Annotated in this window: 20 protein-coding genes; 14 read left to right on the top strand and 6 right to left on the bottom strand. The window is 39.1% G+C overall.

Features of this window, described 5'->3' with window-relative positions:
- Positions 1–98: 98 nt before the first annotated feature.
- Positions 99–3206: an amino acid adenylation domain-containing protein gene (locus J4Q03_RS18280; protein ID WP_426049556.1), complete on the top strand. Its 3108-nt coding sequence runs from the start codon at positions 99–101 to the stop codon at positions 3204–3206.
- Positions 3207–3393: 187 nt separating this feature from the next.
- Here the strand turns inward: J4Q03_RS18280 and J4Q03_RS18275 are convergent, their stop codons facing one another.
- Complete coding sequence (locus J4Q03_RS18275; protein ID WP_426049555.1) at positions 3394–5604, bottom strand: S46 family peptidase; 2211 nt, start codon at positions 5602–5604, stop codon at positions 3394–3396.
- Between the two features lie 86 nt (positions 5605–5690).
- On the opposite strand from J4Q03_RS18275, the gene J4Q03_RS18270 reads away from it, so the two are divergent.
- Complete coding sequence (locus tag J4Q03_RS18270) at positions 5691–6125, top strand: META domain-containing protein (RefSeq protein ID WP_426049554.1); 435 nt, start codon at positions 5691–5693, stop codon at positions 6123–6125.
- A 98-nt stretch (positions 6126–6223) separates the two neighbouring features.
- Here the strand turns inward: J4Q03_RS18270 and J4Q03_RS18265 are convergent, their stop codons facing one another.
- The 4 genes from J4Q03_RS18265 to J4Q03_RS18250 all read right to left on the bottom strand — a co-directional run bounded on the left by J4Q03_RS18265 (position 6224) and on the right by J4Q03_RS18250 (position 10558).
- On the bottom strand, positions 6224–6649 hold the full coding sequence (locus J4Q03_RS18265; protein ID WP_426049553.1) for a hypothetical protein: 426 nt from the start codon (positions 6647–6649) through the stop codon (positions 6224–6226).
- Positions 6650–6655: 6 nt separating this feature from the next.
- A complete protein-coding gene (locus J4Q03_RS18260) occupies positions 6656–9202 on the bottom strand; it encodes a beta strand repeat-containing protein (protein ID WP_426049552.1) in 2547 nt (848 codons plus the stop codon).
- 4 nt (positions 9203–9206) lie between these two features.
- Positions 9207–9689, bottom strand: coding sequence for a T9SS type A sorting domain-containing protein (locus J4Q03_RS18255; protein ID WP_426049551.1), 483 nt, complete (start codon positions 9687–9689; stop codon positions 9207–9209).
- Positions 9690–9850: 161 nt separating this feature from the next.
- Complete coding sequence (locus tag J4Q03_RS18250; RefSeq protein ID WP_426049550.1) at positions 9851–10558, bottom strand: LytR/AlgR family response regulator transcription factor; 708 nt, start codon at positions 10556–10558, stop codon at positions 9851–9853.
- Positions 10559–10761: 203 nt separating this feature from the next.
- On the opposite strand from J4Q03_RS18250, the gene hflX reads away from it, so the two are divergent.
- The 9 genes from hflX (at position 10762) to J4Q03_RS18205 (ending at position 20414) form a co-directional block, all read left to right on the top strand.
- A complete protein-coding gene (gene hflX, locus J4Q03_RS18245) occupies positions 10762–11988 on the top strand; it encodes a GTPase HflX (protein WP_426049549.1) in 1227 nt (408 codons plus the stop codon).
- Positions 11988–12617 carry a DUF4919 domain-containing protein gene (locus tag J4Q03_RS18240; RefSeq protein ID WP_426049548.1) on the top strand — a complete coding sequence of 210 codons (630 nt, stop codon included), beginning with the start codon at positions 11988–11990 and terminating at the stop codon, positions 12615–12617. The genes hflX and J4Q03_RS18240 overlap by 1 nt, the downstream gene beginning before the upstream one ends.
- A 20-nt stretch (positions 12618–12637) precedes the next feature.
- Positions 12638–13924: a cation:proton antiporter gene (locus tag J4Q03_RS18235; RefSeq protein WP_426049547.1), complete on the top strand. Its 1287-nt coding sequence runs from the start codon at positions 12638–12640 to the stop codon at positions 13922–13924.
- Between the two features lie 49 nt (positions 13925–13973).
- Positions 13974–14693 carry a DNA alkylation repair protein gene (locus J4Q03_RS18230; RefSeq protein ID WP_426049546.1) on the top strand — a complete coding sequence of 240 codons (720 nt, stop codon included), beginning with the start codon at positions 13974–13976 and terminating at the stop codon, positions 14691–14693.
- Positions 14694–14778: 85 nt separating this feature from the next.
- Positions 14779–15447, top strand: coding sequence for a hypothetical protein (locus J4Q03_RS18225; protein WP_426049545.1), 669 nt, complete (start codon positions 14779–14781; stop codon positions 15445–15447).
- A gap of 16 nt (positions 15448–15463) precedes the next feature.
- Positions 15464–17494 (top strand): hypothetical protein, encoded by a 2031-nt coding sequence (locus J4Q03_RS18220; RefSeq protein WP_426049544.1) that lies wholly within the window; start codon positions 15464–15466, stop codon positions 17492–17494.
- Complete coding sequence (locus J4Q03_RS18215; RefSeq protein ID WP_426049543.1) at positions 17495–18727, top strand: hypothetical protein; 1233 nt, start codon at positions 17495–17497, stop codon at positions 18725–18727.
- A gap of 36 nt (positions 18728–18763) precedes the next feature.
- Positions 18764–19102, top strand: a complete 339-nt coding sequence (locus J4Q03_RS18210; protein ID WP_426049542.1) for a DUF6122 family protein — start codon at positions 18764–18766, stop codon at positions 19100–19102.
- Between the two features lie 241 nt (positions 19103–19343).
- The gene (locus tag J4Q03_RS18205) at positions 19344–20414 is read left to right on the top strand and encodes a calcium:proton antiporter (RefSeq protein WP_426049541.1); all 1071 of its coding nucleotides are present in this window, start codon (positions 19344–19346) and stop codon (positions 20412–20414) included.
- A gap of 66 nt (positions 20415–20480) precedes the next feature.
- Here the strand turns inward: J4Q03_RS18205 and J4Q03_RS18200 are convergent, their stop codons facing one another.
- Complete coding sequence (locus tag J4Q03_RS18200; protein ID WP_426049540.1) at positions 20481–20861, bottom strand: group III truncated hemoglobin; 381 nt, start codon at positions 20859–20861, stop codon at positions 20481–20483.
- Between the two features lie 204 nt (positions 20862–21065).
- Here J4Q03_RS18200 and J4Q03_RS18195 point away from each other — a divergent pair, with 204 nt between their 5' ends.
- The 3 genes from J4Q03_RS18195 (at position 21066) to J4Q03_RS18185 (ending at position 23784) form a co-directional block, all read left to right on the top strand.
- Positions 21066–22067 carry a hypothetical protein gene (locus tag J4Q03_RS18195; protein WP_426049539.1) on the top strand — a complete coding sequence of 334 codons (1002 nt, stop codon included), beginning with the start codon at positions 21066–21068 and terminating at the stop codon, positions 22065–22067.
- Between the two features lie 259 nt (positions 22068–22326).
- Positions 22327–23292 (top strand): ion channel, encoded by a 966-nt coding sequence (locus tag J4Q03_RS18190; RefSeq protein ID WP_426049538.1) that lies wholly within the window; start codon positions 22327–22329, stop codon positions 23290–23292.
- A 3-nt stretch (positions 23293–23295) separates the two neighbouring features.
- Complete coding sequence (locus tag J4Q03_RS18185; protein ID WP_426049537.1) at positions 23296–23784, top strand: YkgJ family cysteine cluster protein; 489 nt, start codon at positions 23296–23298, stop codon at positions 23782–23784.
- Positions 23785–23892 lie beyond the last annotated feature (108 nt).

The raw sequence follows: 23892 nt of genomic DNA, 5'->3' as shown, positions 1-23892 counted from the left end.
TGCTGTTTGCACGTACTAGGCTGTTTTATACAGGCCTAAGGTTCTGTCGTAATGCAGTTCATTTGAACCCTTTATCACCAAACAAAAATAAAACTAATATGCCAAATACAATATCAACGCCATCGGGGCAGCCCGCTGGTGTACCGGTTCTTTTATCCCCCGAAGACAGAGAAAGACTTCTCAATGATTTTAATAAAACAAATTGGGATTATCACAAAAAAGAAACACTGATTTCTCTTTTCAAAAGCCAGACACTCCTTCATCCCGAAAATCTGGCTGCTGTTTATCAGGACAGCAGGATCAGTTACCGCGAGCTCGATCAGAAAAGCAGTCAGCTTGCTAATATATTGTTGGAAAAAGGAGTAAAAGAAGGAATATTTGTTCCCGTATGGCTGGACCGTTCGTTGGAGTGGCTGGTTGCCATTCTGGGTATTTTGAAGACAGGAGCGGCATATGTTCCAATAGACCCTACTTATCCTGTAAAACGTGTAGAATATATCCTTGCCGATACCTCAGCGGAAATACTTATTACCGATACTCAGCGCGGAAATTCACTGACAGAAGGGATTAATGCTGAAATTTTTCATCTGGATAATACAGAAAGCCTGTCTCATTTATCTGCGGAACTGCCCGATATCACTATATCTCAGGATGCATTAGCCTATACCATCTACACATCCGGCTCAACTGGAAATCCTAAAGGGGTTATGATTTCCCACCACAGCATTCAGCATTTGGTTACATGGCACAACCAGTATTTTCATGTTAATGGCACCTCACACCTCACCCTTGTTGCCGGATTGGCATTCGATATCTCCGTATGGGAAACATGGTCGGCTCTTATTGCCGGTGCCGTAATTTATATTGCAGCCAATGAAGATAGAGTAGAAGCTTCCGGGCTTGTGAGTTTTTACCATAAAAACCGGATTACCCATGGATTTACGCCTTCTGTTCTTGCTCCTTCCGTTGTTGAAGAAACCCGAAAATATAATGACCTTGAACTTAAATACCTATTTACAGGAGGAGAAAAGCTTAAACCTGTGCTCACCAGTGAATTAAGTTACGAATTAATCGATTATTACGGTCCTACTGAATGTACGGTTTACGCCACATTCAAAAAAGTTAAAGATATCAATGGGCAATATATTTCTTCAATCGGAAGGCCAATAGCCAATGCACAGGCTTACATTTTAGGAGAGAACAGCGAATTGCTGCCAGTGGGAGCCGTAGGAGAGCTGCATATAGGAGGAAATCTTTTGGCTAAGGGTTATCTTAATAATGAAGAACTCACAGCTTCAAAATTCATTAGCAGCCCATTCAGGGAAAACGAAAAGCTCTACCGTACCGGAGATCTTGCCCGCTGGAATCCAGATGGAGATCTTGCATTTTTAGGAAGAATAGACAATCAGGTGAAAATTAGAGGCTTTCGTGTGGAATTGGGCGAAATTGAACGCTGCCTTGCCCGTTTGGAAGGAATACAGGAAGCTGCTGTGATTACGAAGGATCATGGAAGTAATAAATATATTGTAGCCTTTATCGTGGCAAAGCCCGGTGAAAAAGCAGAGGCTGTGCGGGTAAGGCAACACCTGAAAGAAGAATTGCCCGGCTATATGATTCCGGCTCAGATCATTAATGTTGATAAAATACCGCTGACGGCCAATGGAAAAACAGATACCCATCTGCTAAAGGAACTGGCAGACAAAGAGGCAAAAGAACTTATTTCTACAGAACCTCCCACTAATGAAACCGAAAGGATTATAGCAGATATCTGGGCCGAAGAACTTGAACGTCCGGTGATTAATATTACAGATAATTTCTTTGACATCGGTGGAAACTCCCTCCTTGTCGCTATAGTTGCAACGGCCCTGAATTCAAGATTTGATACCAGGGTTTACATGAGGGATATCTACCAGTTCCCGGTTCTAAAGCAGCTTGCCGATGAATTGATCACCAGAGCCAAAAAAGCCCGCGAGGCAATCCCGGAAGAAGATGTAGAGCCTTATGTAGCCCTTCAGCAGGATGTTTATCTTGCTCCGGGAACCGTTTTTGCGGGAGGTTTCGACCCAAAACAACTGGAAGATCCTAAAACTATATTCTTGACCGGGGTTACCGGATTTGTCGGGATCCATCTGCTTCAGGAGATTTTAGATACAACATCAGCGGATATTTACTGTCTGGTAAGAGCTCAGGATGAATTTTATGCTATGGAAAAAATTGACCGTTGCTATAAACAGTATCATATCGGTAGAAAAGAAGAGCAGAAACCGAGAATCATTCCTGTAATAGGTGATCTGTCCCTTCCGTTATTAGGACTTTCCGAAGAACAGTTCAAAAAACTTGCAGCCATGCTGGATCTTATTTACCACTCTGGCAGCTCCGTTAATTTTATAGAACCTTATTCTTATATGAAAGCACCGAACGTAGAAGGATTAAGAGAAATCATAAAACTTGCCGGTGCCGAAAGAACCACTTGTCTTGCGCTGCTATCCACCATTTCGGTCTACAGTTGGGGACATGTTTTCACTGGGAAAAAAGTAATGCTGGAAAGTGATGATATAGCCCAAAACCTGATGTCTGTAAGTAAAGATATTGGATATGTAAGAAGTAAATGGGTAATGGAGGCTGTTGCAGATCTGGCGGCTAAAGAAGGTCTTCCGTTAATTACTTACCGTCTTGGCTATGCCATGTGTCATAGTGAAACAGGCGCCAGTGCTCCTTACCAGTGGTGGTCAGGTCTTGTGAAAAATTGTGTTGAATTTAAATCTTATCCCTTACTCACTGAATTAAGAGAAGGACTGATCACGGTAGATTATATGACCCAATCTATGGCTCATATTACAAAAAATAAAGATGCAATAGGTAAAAAATTCAATCTGATCGCAAGACCGGAAACCAATCTTACCCTTGAAAATTTCTTCGGACTTCTGAAGAAATATTATCCGCTTACTCTTGAAGGTCTTCCCTACAAAGAGTGGCGAAAACAGTGGGAAGATGACAGCAAAAACCGACTGTACCCACTTACCAGCTTATTTAAAGATAATATGCATGAAGGACTTTCTACCGTAGAACTGTATCAGAATACTTATGTCTGGGACTGTTCCAATGTTATTCAGTTTTTGAAAGGCTCAGATATTGAGGAGCCTGCATTTGATAAGAAGATGCTGGATTCTTATTTGAAATATCTGGGAATTTCCGTGGAGGAATAACTTTGAAATAATAGAGCCGGGACATATGCCCGGTTTTTTTGTGAGCTTAATTATTCAGAGGTTTTATCTGTCCTTCTTCCTATTTAAAATCATTTCAATCAAAACTCCTTTTCCATCATAAAGATTAAATTTTAAAATAAAAAAACCGTGAACGCAAATTCACGGTTTAAAATTTATCAGAAAAAGATTATTTTACCTTTTTTGTTTTCTTAGGCATCTGAGTAGTTCCAGAATTTTTAGACTTGGTATCAGGAGGTGTGTTTTCTCCTCTTACAAGCTTTAATTCATCGATTAATCTTCTTGCTCCTGCATATTTGTCGATGGTCCAAAGAACGAAACGTACATCTACGTTGATCGTTTTCTGCCAGTCCTGTTCAAATACGATATCACCGCTTAATGCCTCGCTGTTTCCATCGAATGCAATACCGATAAGGTTTCCGTCTCCGTCAATGACAGGAGAACCGGAGTTCCCACCCGTAATATCATTGTTAGAAAGGAAGTTGACAGGCATATATCCTGCTGCATCAGCATACTGACCGAAATCCTTAAGATTATAAAGGTCAATTACTCTTTGCGGAAGATCAAATTCCTCATCACCTTTCTTGTATTTTCCTACAAGACCGGTCATATCAGTATAATAGTTGTCCGTAACTCCAAAGTAGTTTCTGTCATTTCTAACAGGAAGTTTATCTACTGTTCCGTAAGTTAATCTCATCGTAGAGTTAGCATCCGGATAGAATTTTTTCTCAGGCATAGCCTTCATTAATCCGGCTAAGAATAGACGGTTGTTCTTGTTGAAGTTATCATCAACTTTAGAATACTTCTCCATGCTCATTTTTTGGTCAGCAACGATTCCGTTGGCGATTTTCCAAAGTGGATCAGCATCAAGTTTCAAGGCATCCGGGTTTAATAAGAAGTTTGTAGCAGAAGTCTTATTCGCAAAAATTGAAGAATAAGCTACGTTAGAAAGCGTCTTAGAGTCCAATCCTAAAATAGTAGCAGAGGCTACTTCTTTATTAGTTACTCTTGACTGGTAAAGGCCAGCCATAGAAGCAAGCATTTCTCCTTCCAGAGAAGGATTGAAGTTTTCATAAGCTTCTTTGATTGCCGTTTCAGTTTTAGCTTTCATCGCTAATCTTCCCTGCATATCCTGAGCAGAATAAGCTTTAAGAACAGATCCTACCTGTAAAGCAAGAGTGATATATTTTGCATTTCTTGAGAACTGAGAAGCGTAGTTTCTTTCAACATTTCTGTCGGAAACCTGCTTGTAATAAGCTCCGATATCTTCTAAAACACCATCATACTCTGTATTTCCCGGCAATGCAGACCATTTTCTGTAAGTGTCCTCAATCTTCTTTTTGTCAGAGATTGTTCCGTTTTTATCTACTGCATCAATAGTTCCCTGTCTGTTTTTCCAGTAGTTAGCTACAGAAGCATATTGAGACGCATAGTTAAGCTGGGTCGCTTTATCCTTGTCCATATACTTTTTCATAACATCCATGGCCAGTTTGGAAGCTTCTACCCAAGCCGGATAGTCTTTGTTGACCATCTGCTGGATTCCGTAAGATGTAAGGTAACGGTTGGTTCTTCCAGGATATCCTAAGATCATAGAGAAATCTCCAGGCTTGATTCCTTTAAGAGAAACCGGAAGGAAGTGCTTAGGCTTCAATGGAACATTTCCTGCTGCATATTCTGCAGGATTTCCTGCTGCATCTCCATATACTCTGAATACCGTGAAGTCAGCAGTATGTCTTGGCCACTCCCAGTTATCTGTATCACCCCCGAATTTACCTAATGATGAAGGTGGTGCACCTACCAATCTGATATCTTTATAATCCTGATATACAAAATAGTAGAATTCATTCCCGTTGAAGAAATCTTTTACCACTACTGTGTATTTTCCGTTTTCAGAGTTTTCAGTCTGGATAGCTTTTGTTTCAGCATCAATAACTGCTTTTCTCTCTGCTCCGGTCATATTGTTGTTTAGTTTAGAATTGATTCTCTGCGTGGCATCATCCATTCTAACTAAGAACCTTACATAAAGGTCTTTTGCATTAAATTCGTCCTTCTGCTTCATAGCCCAGAATCCGTTTTTCAGATAATCTTTTTCCGGAGTAGAAGCGGCAGCTACAGCACCGTAACCGCAGTGGTGGTTCGTGAAGATAAGTCCTTTGTCAGAAACAATTTCTCCGGTACAAAAACCTCCGAAGCTCACAATAGCATCCTTTAAGCTTGAATTGTTTACCGAATAAATTTCTTCAGGTGTCAAATGCAGTCCTTCTTTTTGCATGTCGACCCCGTTAAGTCTTTTGATGAGCATTAACAGCCACATCCCCTCATCCGCCCTCATCTGGGCAAAGCCCAATAAGAAAGTGAACAGTAGAAATAGTCTTTTCATTTTATAAAATAATTTTTGTGTTGCTAATTTACTAATTTTTACGATATTCTGCCCTGGAATGGTATGAAAATGGGTGGATAGTCCCCATGAAAAAAATACTCTTATCATTTTTTGCGGTTTTACTTCTTGGAGTTGCCGTCAGTTGCTCTTCAGTTCCGGAAAGAAATCCAAGCCTTCAAAGACAGTGGATGCTCATCTCGTTTGATAAATTTTCCAGAGAGGAATTGGTGAAAAATAGGGCAGAAGTCGACCTCACGGGCATAATGGAAAAAGGAAAAATTAAGGGTGGGGCCAATATGGGCTGCAACAGTATGTTTTTTACTTCCGAATTTAAAACCAACGGAAAAGTAAAGATCTCAGGAGTCGGAAGCACATTGAAAGCCTGTCAGAATATGGAACTGGAAAACGCTTTTATCCAGAAATTCGATAAAATGACCAATTATTCCATAGAAGGACATTTTCTGACCTTATCAGATGACAGCGGAAATTCTATGAAATTTGTCGCCGTAGATTGGGATTAGGAATACTGTTGTAAAGAAAAAAATGAAATAAATTATCAAACCTGAAATATAAAAAGTCCGCACCGGGCGGACTTTTGCTTGAAATCTAGTTATGATTATCAGTTTTTCGGAATTGTTTTCTTTATTTCCTCTAAGGTTGCTGTATTGGGCAGACCTACGACATTTCTATTTGTGTTCCTAGAATTTGCTGTACTGGTTCGGGATCCCTGTCTATTGGGAATAGAGGCCTTCATTTCATCTAAAGTTGCCGTATTGGGCAGCAATTGTCCCGAGGTATTATTTGAATTGGAAGACTGAGCTTTTACGTCCTGTTTTTTTACCTCAAGACCCTGTTCTGAAGCCAGAGTAGTTACGTTTTGCTTTTTAGGGGCATTTTCCTGAGACGCTTTTGCCAGTTGGGCTTCGCGCTCTCTGAGCTGTTTCACGACCTGTGCCTGATCCTCAGATTCAGGAGCTTTCTTATTTTCCTGGGCATAAATAGATACACCTAATGCTAAAAATACAATGATATATAGTGATTTCATGATAGTTTATTTAATGTTTACCAATACTTTAATTTTACCGGTCGAGTTTTGGTCATAGTCCTGAAGTGCTTTTCCGATCACCTGTCCTATTTTTACTTTCTTAGGATTCGCTTTCATGGCAGTTCCCGGTTTTGATGAGGTTACCAAAAGATCACCTCTTTTAATTTTTCCCCCTTCCAGACATACCTTGGTAGGAATCACTCCGATAACACCCATCGGTACTTTACCGGAAATGTCAGAATCAATATGTTCTTCGGTAAGCAATACTCCCGGTTTTGTTGCATATACTCCTGCTACAAGAGTAGAATAGGGTCTGGAAGATTTTTCAACGGTTCGGTCTGAATTTGTGGAGATTACAAGAATGTCACCAGTTTCATATTCAGAAATATTTCCTTCCACATCAAAGACTTCGGCAACGTCTGCTCCGCTGCTCTGGGTGCCTCCGTTAAAAAATCCGCGTCCCGCTTTATTGATACGGGCTACGTTTGCTGATTCACTCTGATATACGGAAATGTTGCCGGATGGCCCCTGGTGGTTAATAAGCAGGGTAGAACCGGTACCGGTAGTGGTTACATGAACTACTGGCTGTGCGCTGGCGTTATTGAAGTTGGCGAACCTGCCTGCTTTACCCGTACCAAAACTAGGTACCCAGCCATAAATAGCCGACCCCGTTCCGTCCACCGTAGCTTCTACGCCATCTCCATTTTTGCCGGCATTGGCAGTGATAGCATTGCCGTTTCCTTCTGTAAGAGCCAGTAATGCCGGACCGTTGCCACTTGCATTGGAAGAATAAAACAACCCACCATATCCGCCTGTTCCTGAAGATAAGCCATAAACACCGGCGGTACCAAAATTAGCGAACTGTGAAGTCACTTCACCTTTTACGGCTGCTGAAGTTCCTGTTACCCTGTCTACCTTAAAATTTCCTGCAATCCCATTCCCGACGGTTTTTACGGATATTACTTCGTTCTCATTGTTTTCATTAAAAATCTCGAAACGGCCTGCACGTCCTTCGGAGAAAGTGGGAACCCATGCATAAAGAGCATTACCCGTTCCATCTACATTGGTTTCAACACCGTTTCCGTTCTTACCTGCATTAGCCGTGATGGCGTTTCCGTTTCCATCGGTCAAAGCAATTAATGCAGCTCCGTTTCCGGAAGGGTTTGATGCGTAGAATAATCCTGCACGCCCTCCAGTTCCTGAAGAAACTCCAAAAATACCTGCTGCTCCGAAGTTTCCGAAAATAGTATTTACTTCACCCCTTACTGCCGCTCCTACACTGTTTGTGTTGTCAACTAAGAAGGATGCCGCATTACCTTGTGTGTTGTTCGGAATACTTCCGTTACCGTTGGTTTTTACCTCAAAAGTATTAAAGTCATTTGCGGTGTTGATGTTTTCAAATCTTCCTGCACGTCCTTTTCCGCTATTAAGTCCAACCTGTCCGAAAACCCCTATTGACGTTCCGGTAGCATTGCCGCTTACAAATCCTCTTACCCCATATCCACCACCATCATTACGCCCTACTACAGCACCGGCAATATCACTGGTTGTCCTTCCGACTACCGCTTCACCGGCTCCGTTATTATCACCAATGATCCCTGCAGAAGTCTGTGCAGAAGTAATACCGTGTACTGCAAAACCGCTTCCCGTAGAGCTTAAAACACCTGCACCGGCGCCGGAAGAAGAAACATTGAGGACCGTTCCGTTTCCAAGAGTGTTCGCATTCAGAACGTTATTGTTATTGGCATTATTGAAAATAGATATACTTGCTGCAATTCCGGTGTTACTGGTTGCGGTAAGCCCTGTTCCGGTATTACTGTTGGCATATACTCCCGTTCCTCCGGCCGATGAGTTTCCGTAAACCCCAAGACCGTTGGGAGTAACACCATAAACACCCCAGCCGCTGCCGTTCTGACTTCCCCAGACACCTACACCCAAACCTCCGGTTCCGTTATTGATACCACGGACACCACTGGAGAATCCTCCTGGTGCCACATTGTTTACAATACCCCGCAATGAGGCAATGCTGGAAGTCGTTGTATTATTGATCGCTTCTACAGAGGTTCCGTCCCCATCATTGGTCAGTGAAAATAAAGTGGAGGCATTGTTGATCGTATTGGTATAAGGAATTGTAAAGCTTCCACCGGTTCCGCCAGCTGATTTGGCATACATCGCATAAGGTACGCTTAATAGCTGGCTTGTTCCTGCTATTGTGTAGTTCGTACCTCCGGCCGGATCGGTTTCCGTTTTCAGATAATAGTTCCCGGTTGGCCAGTCTATTGTAGAAAAGGTTCCCGAAAGTACGGTTCCGGTTCCTATTTCCAGACTAATCAGCCCGTTGGCGTTGGTACTTCCTGTAAGTCTTTCAGAATAGACCAGTGGTCCAATGAGAGAGCCTGTTAATATGCTTACTTTTACAGCAATGTTTTGATTGATCAGCAGCTGACCGGATCCATTTCTTATCACGGCCTGATAGCTCATTTTTTCAGGAGCCTGGGCGTGTCCGAGAAAGAAGCCGAGCATAATCCCCAGAGATAGTAATATTTTTTTCATGGCGTTATTTTTTTATGACTTTAAAGGTTTTTAGATTTTCTCCATTCTGGTTGATTCTGATGATGTAAACCGCAGAAGGAAGAGAGGAGAGATTAAGTTCGGACTTTGATTGTGAGATCACGTCCTTTTTGATCAGTTTGCCCTGACTATCGAACAGTTGATATTCCGATCCCTTGTATGGAACAGAATAAAAGTCTATGTACAGATAATCTCTGGCCGGATTCGGATAGAGTAGGATGCCGTCTTGCTTTGTTGTGGTTTCGCTGGCAGAAAGTGTCGTGATTTCGTAGGCCTGCTGTACGCCCTCCAATATCTGGGAACCTGCTCCCTTATAGAGATAAGCGGTCTGGCCGACACTGTAAGAAACCGAGCCGTTGCCTCCTGATGCATTTGTTCCCGTGGTCAGAACTGCCGATTGGGCATTCAGGATACTGACGGAAAAGGTAAACAGAATGAGAAAGAAGCAGTGAATAGATGTTCTTTTCATGTAAAATATTTTTGTGGTTATTAATAGGTTATCCAAGTTTTCAAAAGAAAATTTGTAAACACTAAATTACCACATATCGCAACCGGATTAAAGGAAAATAGACTAACGTCAAAAAAAATCGACCAACGGCGTTTTATGGTAAAAATGTTGGTAATCAGACATTAAGGGTTAAGGAAAGAAAGACTTTCTTTGTAGGTTCTGCCTATGGGAAGCCTGATCTGATGGATCAGCTCTATCTCATGGCTGCTTTTTCCGCGGATGAAATGACGGGGTACGGCATAGCTGCGATGAATTCTTATAAAAGAATCGAAAAAACTTTTATGAAGTAGATTTCCGAGGGAATCCAGAACACAGTGCTTCTTTTCATGCGTGACAAGCCGGGTATAGTCTTTTAATGCTTCAAGGTAAAGGATATCGGTAAGCCTGATTTGAGAAATATTACCGTTTTCTTTTATTTTAATACAGTTTTCACCGAGAAGGGCATCGAAGCATTCGCATTTTTTTTTCATCTCAAAAAAATTGAAGACTTTCTCTATAGAATGCTGGAAGCGTTCTGCTTTCAGAGGTTTTGTGACAAAATCCAGTGCTTCAATTTCAAAGGCTTCTGCAGCCAGCTCCGGATGGGAGCTTACGAAGATGCAGGCAGGAATCTTATATGCCAGTTTCCGGAATTCAAGTCCGCTCATTCCGTTAAGTGTAGTTTCGCAGATCAACAGGTCGATTGGGAATTCCAGATAAGGAACTGCCTTTTCGGCTGAATCAAAAGACGCAACAATCTCTATATTATCGTATTGCCTGATGTGATGCTGAAGAACCAGTCTGTCCAGTTCATCATGATCAATAATCATACATTTAATATGGGAATTCATGATCTTGGCGTTAGTTTTTATGAGATTTGTAATTTTAATTGTTTATTGGTTACAAATCAGCGTTATAAAGGTATTGAATTTTTACAAATGAAAGATATTGTAAACTTAAATTAACATTAAAAAAATAGGGAAAATTAAAAAATGATTTTGTTTTTTTTCCTGAAATTGGTATCTTGTGAAAATCACAAACATAGACAGAATTAATGCTAGATAAGAAACAACATAATTACGAAAGAGCAGTTTTGGTAGGGGTTATTACCCAAAATCAAGATGAAGACAAGCTTACGGAATATATGGATGAACTTGAATTTTTAGCCTTCACAGCAGGTGCAACGGTTCAAAAACGTTTTACTCAAAAATTAACTCAGCCGGATTCCAAAACTTTTATCGGAAGCGGAAAGGCACAGGAAATAAAAGAATATGTAAAGGAAAACGAGATCGGAACTATTATTTTCGATGATGAACTGTCTCCTTCCCAGCTTAAAAATCTCGAAAGAGAAATAGAAGTGAAAATTCTGGACAGAACCAATCTTATCCTTGATATTTTTGCACAGAGAGCACAGACTTCTTACGCGAGAACTCAGGTGGAACTGGCACAGTACCAATATCTTTTGCCGCGTCTGACGAGAATGTGGACCCACCTTGAACGTCAGAAAGGGGGAATCGGGATGAGAGGTCCCGGGGAAACAGAGATTGAAACTGACCGCCGTATCATCCGTGACAGGATTTCCCTGTTAAAAGACAAACTAAAAACCATCGACAGGCAGATGGCTACTCAGCGTAACAACCGCGGAAAGGTAGTGCGCGCTGCTTTGGTGGGATATACCAACGTAGGAAAATCTACGCTGATGAATGCGCTTTCCAAATCTGAGGTTTTTGCAGAAAATAAATTGTTTGCCACCTTAGATACAACGGTAAGAAAAGTGGTTATTGGCAATTTGCCGTTTCTGCTTACCGATACGGTAGGATTCATCAGAAAACTTCCGACACAGCTTGTAGAGTCTTTTAAATCTACGCTGGATGAGGTCCGTGAAGCAGATTTGCTTATTCATGTGGTGGATATTTCCCATGAAAGCTTTGAAGATCAGGTTGAATCTGTTAATCAGACGTTAATGGAGATCAATGCCCATCAGAAACCGATGATCATGGTCTTTAATAAAATTGATGATTTCAGCTATGATAAAAAGGATGAAGATGATCTTACACCATCTACAAAAAAGAATGTTTCTCTGGAAGAGTGGAAAAAAACATGGATGGGTAAATCTAAATATCCGACTGTATTTATCTCTGCTCTAACGAAAGAAAACTTCCCGGAAATGAAGAAAATGATCTACGATGAGGTAATGAGGATACACATCTCCAGGTTCCCATACAATGATTTCCTTTTTGAATATTTCGACAACGATGAAGAAGAAGAAAACAACGATTAATGAAATATAACTTTTTCCTGTTATTGCTTTTCATTTCGGTTTTCGGCTTCAGCCAGAAATCAAAAATTGATTTAAAACAAATTGAGAAAAGCCTTAAGAATCCGGATTCTCCCTACAATTATGAGAAACTGATTTTTAAATACAAAGGATATCCTAAATCTCTGGACAGTATTGAAGCCCAGTATCTTTACTATGGCAGAAATTTCAGGGATGATAAAGTTTCAGCAGTTGATGAGAATTTTAAAAGTCTGACGGATGCCTTTAAGCAGGGGAATTTTGAAGAGTGCATCAGGCTGGGTAAAGTTCTTTACGGTAAAGATCCTACCAATCTGGATGTACTTCTTGTCCTTCTGAGGGCCTATGACTCCCGGAAAGACGGAAGCAATTTTATGCATCATCTGAACCAGTTCCGACTGCTTACCGAAGGAATAAAGAACTCCGGAAACGGAAGCTCTGAAAAAACAGCCTATTTAGTCAATTCTGTAGGCGATGAATACATCCTGCTGAATATACTGAATATCGGAAAAGACTATGTAAGAGGGTCACAGCCTGCCAAAGACGGAATGTTTGATATTTGGGAAAAAGACGGGCGTAAACTGTATATAAAAATCCTTTATTCAGACCTATAAATTAATTAAAAAAACACTTAGTGGAATTATATTATTCATTTTCAGCCTTAATAGTATTAGCATCAATTTTTGCATATCTCAATTACAGATTCCTGAAACTTCCCAGTACTATCGGGATTATGGTGATTGCCATCGTGGTTTCTATTTTTCTGGTGATGTTTGGAGAAACAGTGCTTCCGAGAACTTTTGGGCATCTTAACAAGTTAATGAATGGTATAGACTTTACAGAAGTTCTGATGGGTGCCATGCTTAATTTCCTGCTCTTTGCAGGAGGAATTCATATCAATATCAATGATCTCAAGGAGCAGTTCAGGCCGGTATTGATATTTTCTACGGCTGGAGTGGTTATTTCCACATTTGTAGTAGGATTCGGGATGTTTTATCTGCTGCCTTTTTTAGGAATTCAGCTTCCGTTTATCTTCTGTCTGCTTTTTGGAGCGCTTATTTCCCCTACCGATCCGGTAGCTGTTTTAAGTATTCTGAAGCAGGCCAATGTTTCTAAATCACTGGAGACAAAAGTGGCTGGAGAATCTCTTTTCAACGATGGTATGGCCGTAGTGGTATTTACAGTCGTAATGCAGCTTGCCATTGGGAAAGAAGTGGATCTGGGTGTTGAAAGTATCGGATTGCTTCTGCTGAAAGAAGCAGGTGGTGGAATCCTGCTCGGTGTTTTATTGGGATGGATCACTTCCAGGCTGATGCGTGAGGTGGATGACTATATCATTTCTGTTCTGGTAACACTTTCCGTAGTAATGGGAGGGTATCTTGTTGCAAGACAGATGCATATTTCCGGGCCTTTAACGATGGTTGCCGCAGGTTTATTCATGGGTAATTTTAACGTAAGTTTCAAAATGAAATCCATTACCCAGGATTATCTCATCAAATTCTGGGAGCTGATCGATGAAATTCTTAATGCTGTTCTATTCCTTTTTATAGGTTTTGAACTGTTGATGATCAAAGACTTAAAACATTTTATGGTTCCGGGACTTTTGGCCATTGCAGTCGTTTTAATTGCCCGTTTTATTTCGATCTGGGTCCCTACAAAATTTATGTCTCTTCGAACAAGATTTAGTCCGCAAACCGTAAAGGTTCTCGTCTGGGGAGGAATCCGAGGTGGAGTTTCCATTGCATTGGCGATGTCTATCCCGAAAAGTGAATACAGTGAAATTATCTTAAGTATCACTTACTGTGTAGTTGTATTTTCCATTATTGTTCAGGGACTTACTATTGCCAAGGTAGCCAATCCGAAAGCCATTGCAAAAGAAGAAGAAACGCAGGAAAGTGTTGTGGCGGATGAACATGCTTAATAAACAGTTTATAATTGTTCATCATTAATTAGATTCATAAAACCACTGCATGAGCAATATAATCAAAGAAATACAAGAAGCATTAGCGGTTCTTTCCGTTCCCGAAAAAGCTGAATTCTTTCCGAGGTTCTTCAAAACAGGAAAAGGAGAATATGGAGAAGGAGACCTGTTCTTAGGCGTGAAAGTTCCGGATCAGAGATCTGTTGCTAAAGAATATTATGCTAAGATAAGCCTGCAGGATCTCAGTGTTCTCTTATCTTCAAAATACCACGAACACAGGCTTACTGCACTCTTCATGCTCATCTTTAAATTTGAAAAAACAAAGGATAAAACTGTGAAAGAAGAAATCATAGAGTTTTATCTGAACCATCTTCCGTATGTTAATAACTGGGATCTGGTAGATTCAAGCTGCTACAAGATTTTGGGAAGGTATGCTTTTGAAAACGGAAGAGAAGAATTGTTGAGAAACCTTTCAGATTCTGAAGAAATGTGGCACAAGAGGATTGCTGTTGTAGGTACAATGCACTACGTGAAAAAAGGCTCTTTTGAACTGACTAAAGAATTTGTAACCAAAAACCTGAAACATACGCATGACCTGATGCATAAAGCCAACGGATGGCTGCTTAGAGAAATGGGACAGAAAAACGAAACTGAGCTGATCAGTTTTTTAAATAAACATTATCAGGAGATGCCGAGAACCTGTCTGAGATATGCCATCGAAAAGTTGGATGAGGAAGTAAGACAGGATTATCTGAAAGGCAGAATTTGAAAAAATGGCTGTTTTCAGTGAAATAACAGCGTCCATAAAGTATTTTCAAACGGAATTAAGTAGTTTTGTGTTTTAAAATTCAATTATGAAAAATCTTCTGAAGCTTTTTTTACTGCTTTTTCCTTTATTATTGCTGACCAGCTGTTTTGATATTTTGGATAAAGTGAATGTTAAGGCCGACGGAACAGGAGAATATACCATTATTCTTAACGCCAGTAAAAGCAAAACAAGGCTGGCTTCCATTTCTAAGATGGAGACGATTAACGGAAAAAAAGTTCCCAAAAAAGGTGAAATTGAAAATAAAATCAATGAAGCTGCCAGAATTTTTAAAGCAACCCCGGGAATCAGCAACGTAAAAACTTCAATGGATTTTGATAATTACATCATCAAACTTAGCTGTAATTTTAAAAAGATTGAAAATATTAATGCCGGACTGGAGCAGCTGAAAGCCAAAAATATCCTTGGAAAAATGGTTCCTACACAAATTTACAGCCAGAACCTTCAGAAAAAAACATTGATCAGAAACAAGGTCAACACCTTCAAAGCGGATTACGACAAAATGGGAAAGGCAGATAAGGAGATTTTCAATAATGCCAGATACACCTCGGTAATGCAGTTTGAAAATACCGTAAAATCACAGACCAACAGTGCTTATCTGCTGGCTCCGAATAAAAAAGCGGTAAAACTGGAAGCGGATATCCTGGACCTCATTTTTCAAAAAAAACAATTACAAAACACAATATTATTTCAATAAACTTTAACATTTAACCATGAAATCTATATTATTAAAAACACAAATAATTACTTTCGTACTATTTGGTTTTATGCTTGTTTTTGCACAAAAAAGCATGAAACTTCCCAGCGATGCCATATTTTATATGGAAATCAACGGAAAACAGCTGAATCAGAAAATCAACTGGCAAAAGCTTAATCCTTTATTGCATGAATTAAGCAAAAAAAGTAAAGAAAAATCTTCGTGGAATGATTATTCCAAGACGGGAATTAAGTATGATGCTATCCAATATCATTATGCCAGTTTTAATGACTCAATACAGACCTATACGACTCATTTTATTGTAGATAATAAAGAAAAGTTTCAGGAATTCATCAATTCTACCAAGAAAAAAGGATTGGAAATTTCTAAGAAAAAGAATTATTCTTATGTGGATATAGATGATAATATTTTTGTTGCATGGAATAATGACCGTGCTGTTTTGAGTATGGTGAACTATACCAAGCCTTATAAAGATATGTGGACTGAAACTGTTATAGACAGTACTGCAACCGTTGCAGACAGTGTGGCTGTTGCTGCTGTGGACAGTGCTTATGCCATAGAACCGGAAATACCCTTCGATTATAAAGAGGAAATAATCAGTCTGAAACAAGATATTAAATATTTAAAAGATAACATCAGGGAAAATAACAAGGAGATCACCAGAATTCAGAAAGATATCAAGTATCTGGAAAAGAATCACAAATATCCGAAGGAAAACGTAGACACCCAGCATTCTGAAGGTGAAGGTAAAGCTGAAGAAGTTTATCCAAGAGAGGAAGAATATGCAGAAACTGAAATAGATACGGCCTACCAGAAAGAACTGGATTCTGCGCGCATTGAAAACTTCAAAATAGTGAAGAAACTTGCAGAAGACCGTTTCGACCAGTACTTCAGCTCAAACTTAGAAATTGAAGTGCCGAAAGCTATGCTTACATTCAGAGATACTAACGCCGATGCCTATGTTTACACAGATTACGGAAAGATGGTCAATGACGGCATCTATGGAAAAATGATGAAGCGTTTTGAATTTGGGCAGTTTTTAAGAAATGCATACGAATCAAGTTCATACTACAATTTATATTTTGACAAGGATAAAGTAAAGCTGGTCAATAACTATCAGCATAAAAATCCGGAAATCCAGAAGACCATTTCATCCTTTTATAAAGGCAAGAAAAATAAGAAACTGGCGGCACTGATCAATGAAAAAAGCATTGGCTATTATGTTATGAATGTAAACGGCGCTAAAACTTTTGATTTGATGTACGACCTTCTTAAAGACACGGGAGACAGTGAGTATAAAAAAGAAATGGAGCTCATGATGGAAACCATGAAAATTGTTCTGGATGAAGAAGCCATCACCAAAATAGCGCCGGGCAACGGAATCTTTGTCCTGAATGAATTAAAGTCCAAAAAAGTAGAGTATACAGATTACGAGTATGATGACGACTACAATGAAAAAGAAGTAAAGAAAACCAAAGATGTAGCCGTTCCCAACTTTACATTTGCTTTTGCAACAGAAAATGAAGGCTATTGGAACCGTGTTTTCAATGTAATGGCTACCAATAAGCATTTGTCTAAGAAATTCTCAAAAATAGGAAGCTTTTACTCATTCAAGGATGAAAAAGGAGGCGGATATATGGATCAGCTGTACATGACGGTAAAAGACGGTATCGTTTACCTGACCAGTTCTACAGACAATATCAGCCCTCAGGGTCAGTCTGATGTTTCTAAGCAATGGGCGAAAGATTCATCTAAATATCCATTATCCGGAAGGCTGGATATTCAGAAACTTTTAATCGGTTTGGAAAAAGAATTCAAAACACCTTCCGAAAGAAAATCACTGGATCTCTTCAGAAAGAATGTGGGTGAAATGTATTATAAAACAGAGGTGAAAGGAGAAAGCGTAGAAACAGAAATAGACTATAATATTAAAAATTCTTCGGAAAACAGCTTAATGTATTTCTTTGATCTGTTCGATGAGATTTATAAAATCAATGAAGAAGAAAAGAAGACTCAAATACTGTAAATGAACAAGAAAAAAATTATTGTCCCGTTAACTCTTTTACTCGCAGCTGCGTTCTATTTTGTATTTTTCTATAAAAACAAAACATTACAGTTTGTTCCTGGAAATGCAAATGCCGTTGTTTTGATCGATGTTAAAAAATTAACGGGACAGTATATTTTAAGCTTCATGGCGCATCCCTCAAAATGGACAGAAAGTAAAACGAAGGATAAAAAAACGGTTTCATTACAAAATTCAGGAATCAAAACTCCGGATTTTTTACAGATATTCCACCTCAAAGACACTAAATTCTCAGAATGGTACAGTGTGGTTGAACTAAAAGATCCGCAAAAATTCTCAGCTTATTTAAAGGGCCATCAATTTGTGAACCAAGGGAAAAATGTATTCCGGAAAGATCAGATTTTTGTCAAAATACAAGGCGGAAATGGGATCGTCGGAACTTCTGCTTCTGCTTTTGAGAAGATCGGGCAATGGCTTTCTTCAGAAAAAAAAATCCTGAATGCAGATCGGTTTATCAATAAGTCTTTAGGAAGTATCTCTTTTATTTCCGGACAGAAAATTCAGAATTTTTCTATTGAACTGAAAATGGATGAAATTGAAATAAAAAACACTTCAGAAACAGGTTCTTTAGCTTTCATTGCTGCTGACATTCAGAAAAAAAACCGCTTTTTAGACGTCGAGCTGGATGCCCGTAATGTGAAGAATTATGCTTCTCTTTTGAATAAAAATCTTGTAGATTCTGCCCAGATCAGTTATTTTAGAGCTACCGCCGATCTAGAACGGGTGAATGACACTATCATCAGCTACGGCTACGATGATAATTTTAATGAGATTGAGAAAAAAACCGTTCAGAAAATCATCCAGCCTAAGTATATAATTGATATTCAAAGCTCAGCTTCCGAAAAGGCCTGGGAATATTTTCAGCATAAAAAATGGATCAATGCCCAGAATCAATTCACGGCAATTCCTTTTCAGCCGAATACTATAGAACAAAATAATAGCGGATTTATCATAAAATCTACCAGAAAACCGATCGCTTTATCCCCAAAGATCAAAGAAAATTATATCTTCGTCAGAAACAGTCCCATGCTGGTCTCTTCATTAAGTATTTTATCAACGACAGAGAAAAAGCTGTTTACCGATATAGAATATGTATTTTACGGGAATAAGGCCCAAAGCTATTGGGTGAAAATCAAAGCGAAGAAAGGAGAACTGCCATTGATTTTAAGATGGTAAAGGCTCCGTAAACCTAAAAAAACTGACTGAGTATTAATGACTTTATCTGAAATTGCATTACTTAAAACATTCACGCATTATTTTTTGCATCTGGTTTTTCCGGTTTTCATAGCCTTTATTTTCTTTCGCAAAAACTGGAAGAAAGCCTATCTCATTATGCTGGCTACCATGCTCGTAGATCTGGATCATATTTTTGCCAATCCTGTTTTTGACCCTTCAAGAAATAGTATAGGTTTTCACATTTTACATTCCTATTATGCCATTGCGGTGTATTTTTTGCTGCTATTTTTTAAAGGAAATATCAGAATTGTGGCCATCGGTCTTTTGTTTCATATGCTGACGGATTTTCTGGATTTTAACCTGTGGGTGCACTAAGGGGAAGGAAGATGGAAGACGGGAGGTTGGAAGTTAATATTCAGTTTCAATATCAATGGTGGTGGTAGTAAATTAATAAAGTAGGTTTTAAAAGAATAAAAAGTGGGTAGGGGTTATCCTTTATGACCTCAATAACTTCCCTCTTCGAACTTCAGAACCTTACTTATTAGATTAAAATATGATTAATATTTTCTTTTGATATTTCAAATTTCATAGATTTTTTGTATTTTGTAGACGCTTTATGAGATTAAAAGAACTTTTACATTATACGTATATTTTCCCTGTCTTTGCTGTAGGGTATTACTTCTCCGGATTAATGGGAACCGGAATTTTATATGATGTTATTGCAGGAATCCTGCTCACCGGAAGTGTCTTATCCGCAGTGCATCACGCTGAAGTGGTAGCTCATAAAGTAGGGGAACCTTTCGGAACCATTATTCTCGCCCTCTGTATCACTATTATTGAAGTTGCGCTTATCATCTCGCTGATGGTCGCCGGCGGAGATCAGGCGATCACGCTGGCCAGAGATACCGTTTTTGCTGCCGTAATGATCATTCTTAACGGAATTCTGGGGATTTGTATCCTTATAGGCGGTGTAAAATATCATGAACAGTTCTTTGCAAGGACTTCCGCTACGACCTATCTGGTAAGCATTGTTTCAATACTTGTCCTTACCCTTGTCCTTCCCAACTTTACCTCTAGTGTCAACGGGCCCTTCTATAACGAAGCACAGCTTATTTTTATCTCCATCGCCTGTCTTGTGATCTACGGCGTTTTCCTGATGGTACAGACGGTGCGTCACAGAAGCTATTTTATCGTTCCTGATGAACATCCGGAAGAACATTATATTCCCTCACTGAAAAAAACGCTCATCAGCTTTGGCTTTCTGGTAGTATGCCTGATTATTGTTGTCCTGATGGCTAAAGGACTTTCCGGAACCATTGAAGAAATGGTACAAAGTATTGGTGCTCCGAAATCTTTGGTAGGGGTAATTATTGCGGGTGTAGTACTTCTTCCTGAAGGAGTGGCCGCCATACGTGCTGCAAGAAGCAACCAGATACAATCCAGCTTAAACCTGGCATTGGGATCTGCTTTGGCAAGTATTGGATTGACAATTCCGGCAGTATCTGCTGTTTGTATCATGTACGATATCCCATTGGTATTGGGACTTGATAAAAAAGATATTATCCTCCTTTCATTATCCGTATTTATAGTGATGCTTTCTTTAAGCCGCGGAAAAACGAATGTCCTGTACGGAACGGTTTTATTGGTGAATCTTGCAGCCTACATTTTTACGGTTATCGTTCCATAATTAATCTTCACTACCAAACTCTCCGACTCTCTCAAACCCCTGAACTCTCAGACTCCCGAACGTATATCAAAGTCTCCTCGCCAGCTCCATTTTAAAAGCCATCAGCCTGGCAATGTTTTCGGATTTATAAATGGCCATATCAGCATTTTCTCCGGCAAAATTTTCCTCAATGGTTTCTCTCCAAAGCTTTAGCCACTGATCAAAGTGCTTCTGTTCCATTGCCTGAATTTCATTGATCGGAAAATGAACACCCATGGGATTGCCTTTATAGCTCATCTGCCCAAAAAGAATAGACTCCCAGAAAGAATACATTTTCGGAAGGTGTTTGTCCCAGTCTACTTTGGCTACATCATTAAAGAAAAAACCAATCGTCTCATCTTTAACGACTTTCGTGTAAAATGAATTAACAAGATGCTCAATGTCTTCTCTTGATTCCAATTTTTTCATACTTCAAATGTACTGCAAAATCAAATTAAAAATTCATGTAGCGACTTGATAAATTTCATAAAAAAAAATTGACTCAAATTGCAAAGGTGACAAAAATTAAATCATAATTTAATTATGGTTAAAATTTATTTAATTCGTAAAAAAAGCCTGTTAATGAGTTTTGATTTTGTAGATTTAATTATTAAACACTAAAAAATTATTAAAATGAATAAAAAAATCAATTCTTTATTGGCCCTTTTATTATTAGCATTCTCTGCATCATGTTCAAGAGATGAAGTGAATTCTATTAATGATGATTCGGAAAATGTAAACTATATGGATGTAAAGAACGTACAGCTTACAGAGACACAGATGCTTCAGAAAGGATGGAAAATTGTAGATGAGTTTAAATTAGCGGGAACGAGTAATGACATAAGCTCAAACTATAGATCAGCCAATGAAGAAGAACTTGAAATTCCTTTTAAATCAAATCACCTGAAAGATATGGGGTATGATATCAGTTTTTCTGGAGAAAGAATAAGGCTGAAAAATGTTTTTGCCTACGCGGGCCAGGTTCCCGATGGAATTATATTTGATCCTGATTTGTCCGTTGATGGAGATGTCCGGAATACGGCTCCTAATCCTAATGTCTCTATTGTTTTAGGAACTCCTGAGGTAACGATAAAAACAGACGGGGTAGATCTGCCGGATAATGCCTATACTACGGAGGCTGTTAATAATGGAGACAGGGAAAGTGAAATTACAGTATCTTATTCTTATAAAAAAGGATATGCTACCTCCTGGAAACGTACTGTCTCAGGGTCATTTGAGGTGGCAGCATCAGTATCCGTTGATATTCCGCTAGTTGCAAAGGCTTCAGCAAGCACTAAAGTTGTGGTAGGAGGGGATACAACGGAAGGTACAGAAAATTCAGAAGAAATTACAGAAACCAGCACTTACAAGGCTATTGTGCCGGCCCATTCTAAAAAGACTATTTCTATTCTGACGAAATTAAAAGGGTCTTCTGTTGAATACTTTGTGCCTATGAAATTAACCGGAAGATTGCAGGCCAACTTTCCTTCTCCGGTAGATGGACATTATTATTGGGCTTTTCCTATTGAAAATTTTCCTAATTTCCTTTCCAATGTACACGGAGAATCTGGGATTGTAAAATCTGTCAGCAATGTAAGTGTTACTGTGCTGGAATCACCCGCACAAAAGATATAAACTACTTAAATAAAAATGGTATTAACAGCAGAAATTCAAAATTTTCTGCTGTTTTTTGTTATGTCTTTTTTGAGTAAAAGCTCCATAGAGACTATTAAAAACCATCTGCCATTTGAAGACATCATTTTAAAAGAATGATTGCTAAAAAACACAGTCATCTTAAAGGATTCTATTCTTAACTTTGCTTTTTAAATATCCGGAAGAAGAAAGAGCTGTAATCTTCCTCCTGCTTAACGTAACCCAATTAAATGATTAAGAAATGACCAGAGGATTCAGGAAAAAAATCCGTCAGAAAAACACCGAAAACAGCGGTTTTGGAAGCAATGCGTCCGGAAGGTTCATCAATAAGGACGGGCTACCGAATGTAAAACGAAGAGGCGTGAATGTATTCAATAGATTGAGCTGGTATCACACCATGCTGAACCTGTCGACTTTCCGCTTTTTATCTTACCTGGTGGTCGCCTATATTCTGATTAATCTGGTATTCGCGATGATTTACTATCTCATTGGAGTGGAGCATCTTACCGGAATTGATAAAAGTGATCCTCTGAACGAGTTCATTGATGTGTTTTTCTTCAGTTCACAAACCTTTACCACAGTGGGTTACGGAAGAATTGCGCCCGTAGGTTTTATGGCGAGTTTGGTAGCTACCTTTGAAGCTTTCCTGGGATTGCTTACCTTTGCCATTGCAACCGGACTTTTTTACGGAAGATTTTCAAGACCAAGAGCTTACCTCCGGTTTTCCGATATTGCAGTTATTGCTCCGTTTAAAGAATCAAGGGCTTTGATGTTCAGGCTGGCTCCTTATAAGAACAATGCCTTGACAGATGCAGATGTTATTGTCTCAACGGCTATTGAAGTGATAGAGAATGGGATCCCAAAAAGTAATTTTTATTCTTTAAAAATTCATCTGAGTAAGATCAACACGTTGGCGCTGAACTGGACAGTAGTTCATGAAATAAAGGAAGATTCACCGTTCTACGGCTTTTCTGAAGATGATTTTAAGAGCACAGATATTGAGATTATCGTTCAGGTCCGGGCATTTGATGAAGTCTTTTCCAATACTGTCGTTCAGAGGTCTTCCTATGTATCGGAAGAAATTGTTTATGGAGCTAAGTTTGCCCCAATGTATTATCCGGATAATAATGATCAGACAACCATATTGGACCTGGATAAAATTAATGACTATCAAAAAGCAGATCTCCCTTCTTTGCAGGAGATATAGATAATGAATGTAGACGTTTACAAAAAACAGGCTTTACAGAAGCAGAAAGAACATAAGAAATTTCTGGACGGACTGAAAAAGAAACCGCCCAAAAATCTCGATTATATCGTGCAGGAAACCCATGACGAAGTTTTTGATGAAGTGGATTGCCTGCAGTGTGCCAATTGCTGCAAAACAACAGGACCTTTATATACCGAAAAAGATATTGAACGCATTTCAAAACATCTGCGAATGAAACAGGCTGATTTTGAAGCTAAATACTTAAGGGTAGATGAAGATAACGATAAGGTGCTTCAGAATCTTCCGTGTTTTTTCCTGAATAATGACAATACCTGCTCCATCTATGAAGTAAGGCCCAAAGCCTGTCGGGAATATCCGCATACAGATCGCAAAAAGATCTACCAGATCAATAGTTTAATGCTCAAAAATACTGTCATATGCCCGGCTGCATTTGAATTCGTGGAAAGAATGATGAAGAATATTTCGAAATAATCCTTCGTATAAAATATCTTAAATAATTATAAAGTACGTTAATTAAGACTGTTATACATAATTTAGTAAAAAGAGTGTCGTTTAAGTTAAACAACCATTTAAAATATT

Source organism: Chryseobacterium sp. NFX27 (assembly GCF_049887855.1).
Lineage (GTDB): Bacteria > Bacteroidota > Bacteroidia > Flavobacteriales > Weeksellaceae > Chryseobacterium.
The sequence above is the reverse complement of the archived record's forward strand: the minus strand, read 5'-3'. Positions and strand labels throughout refer to the sequence as shown.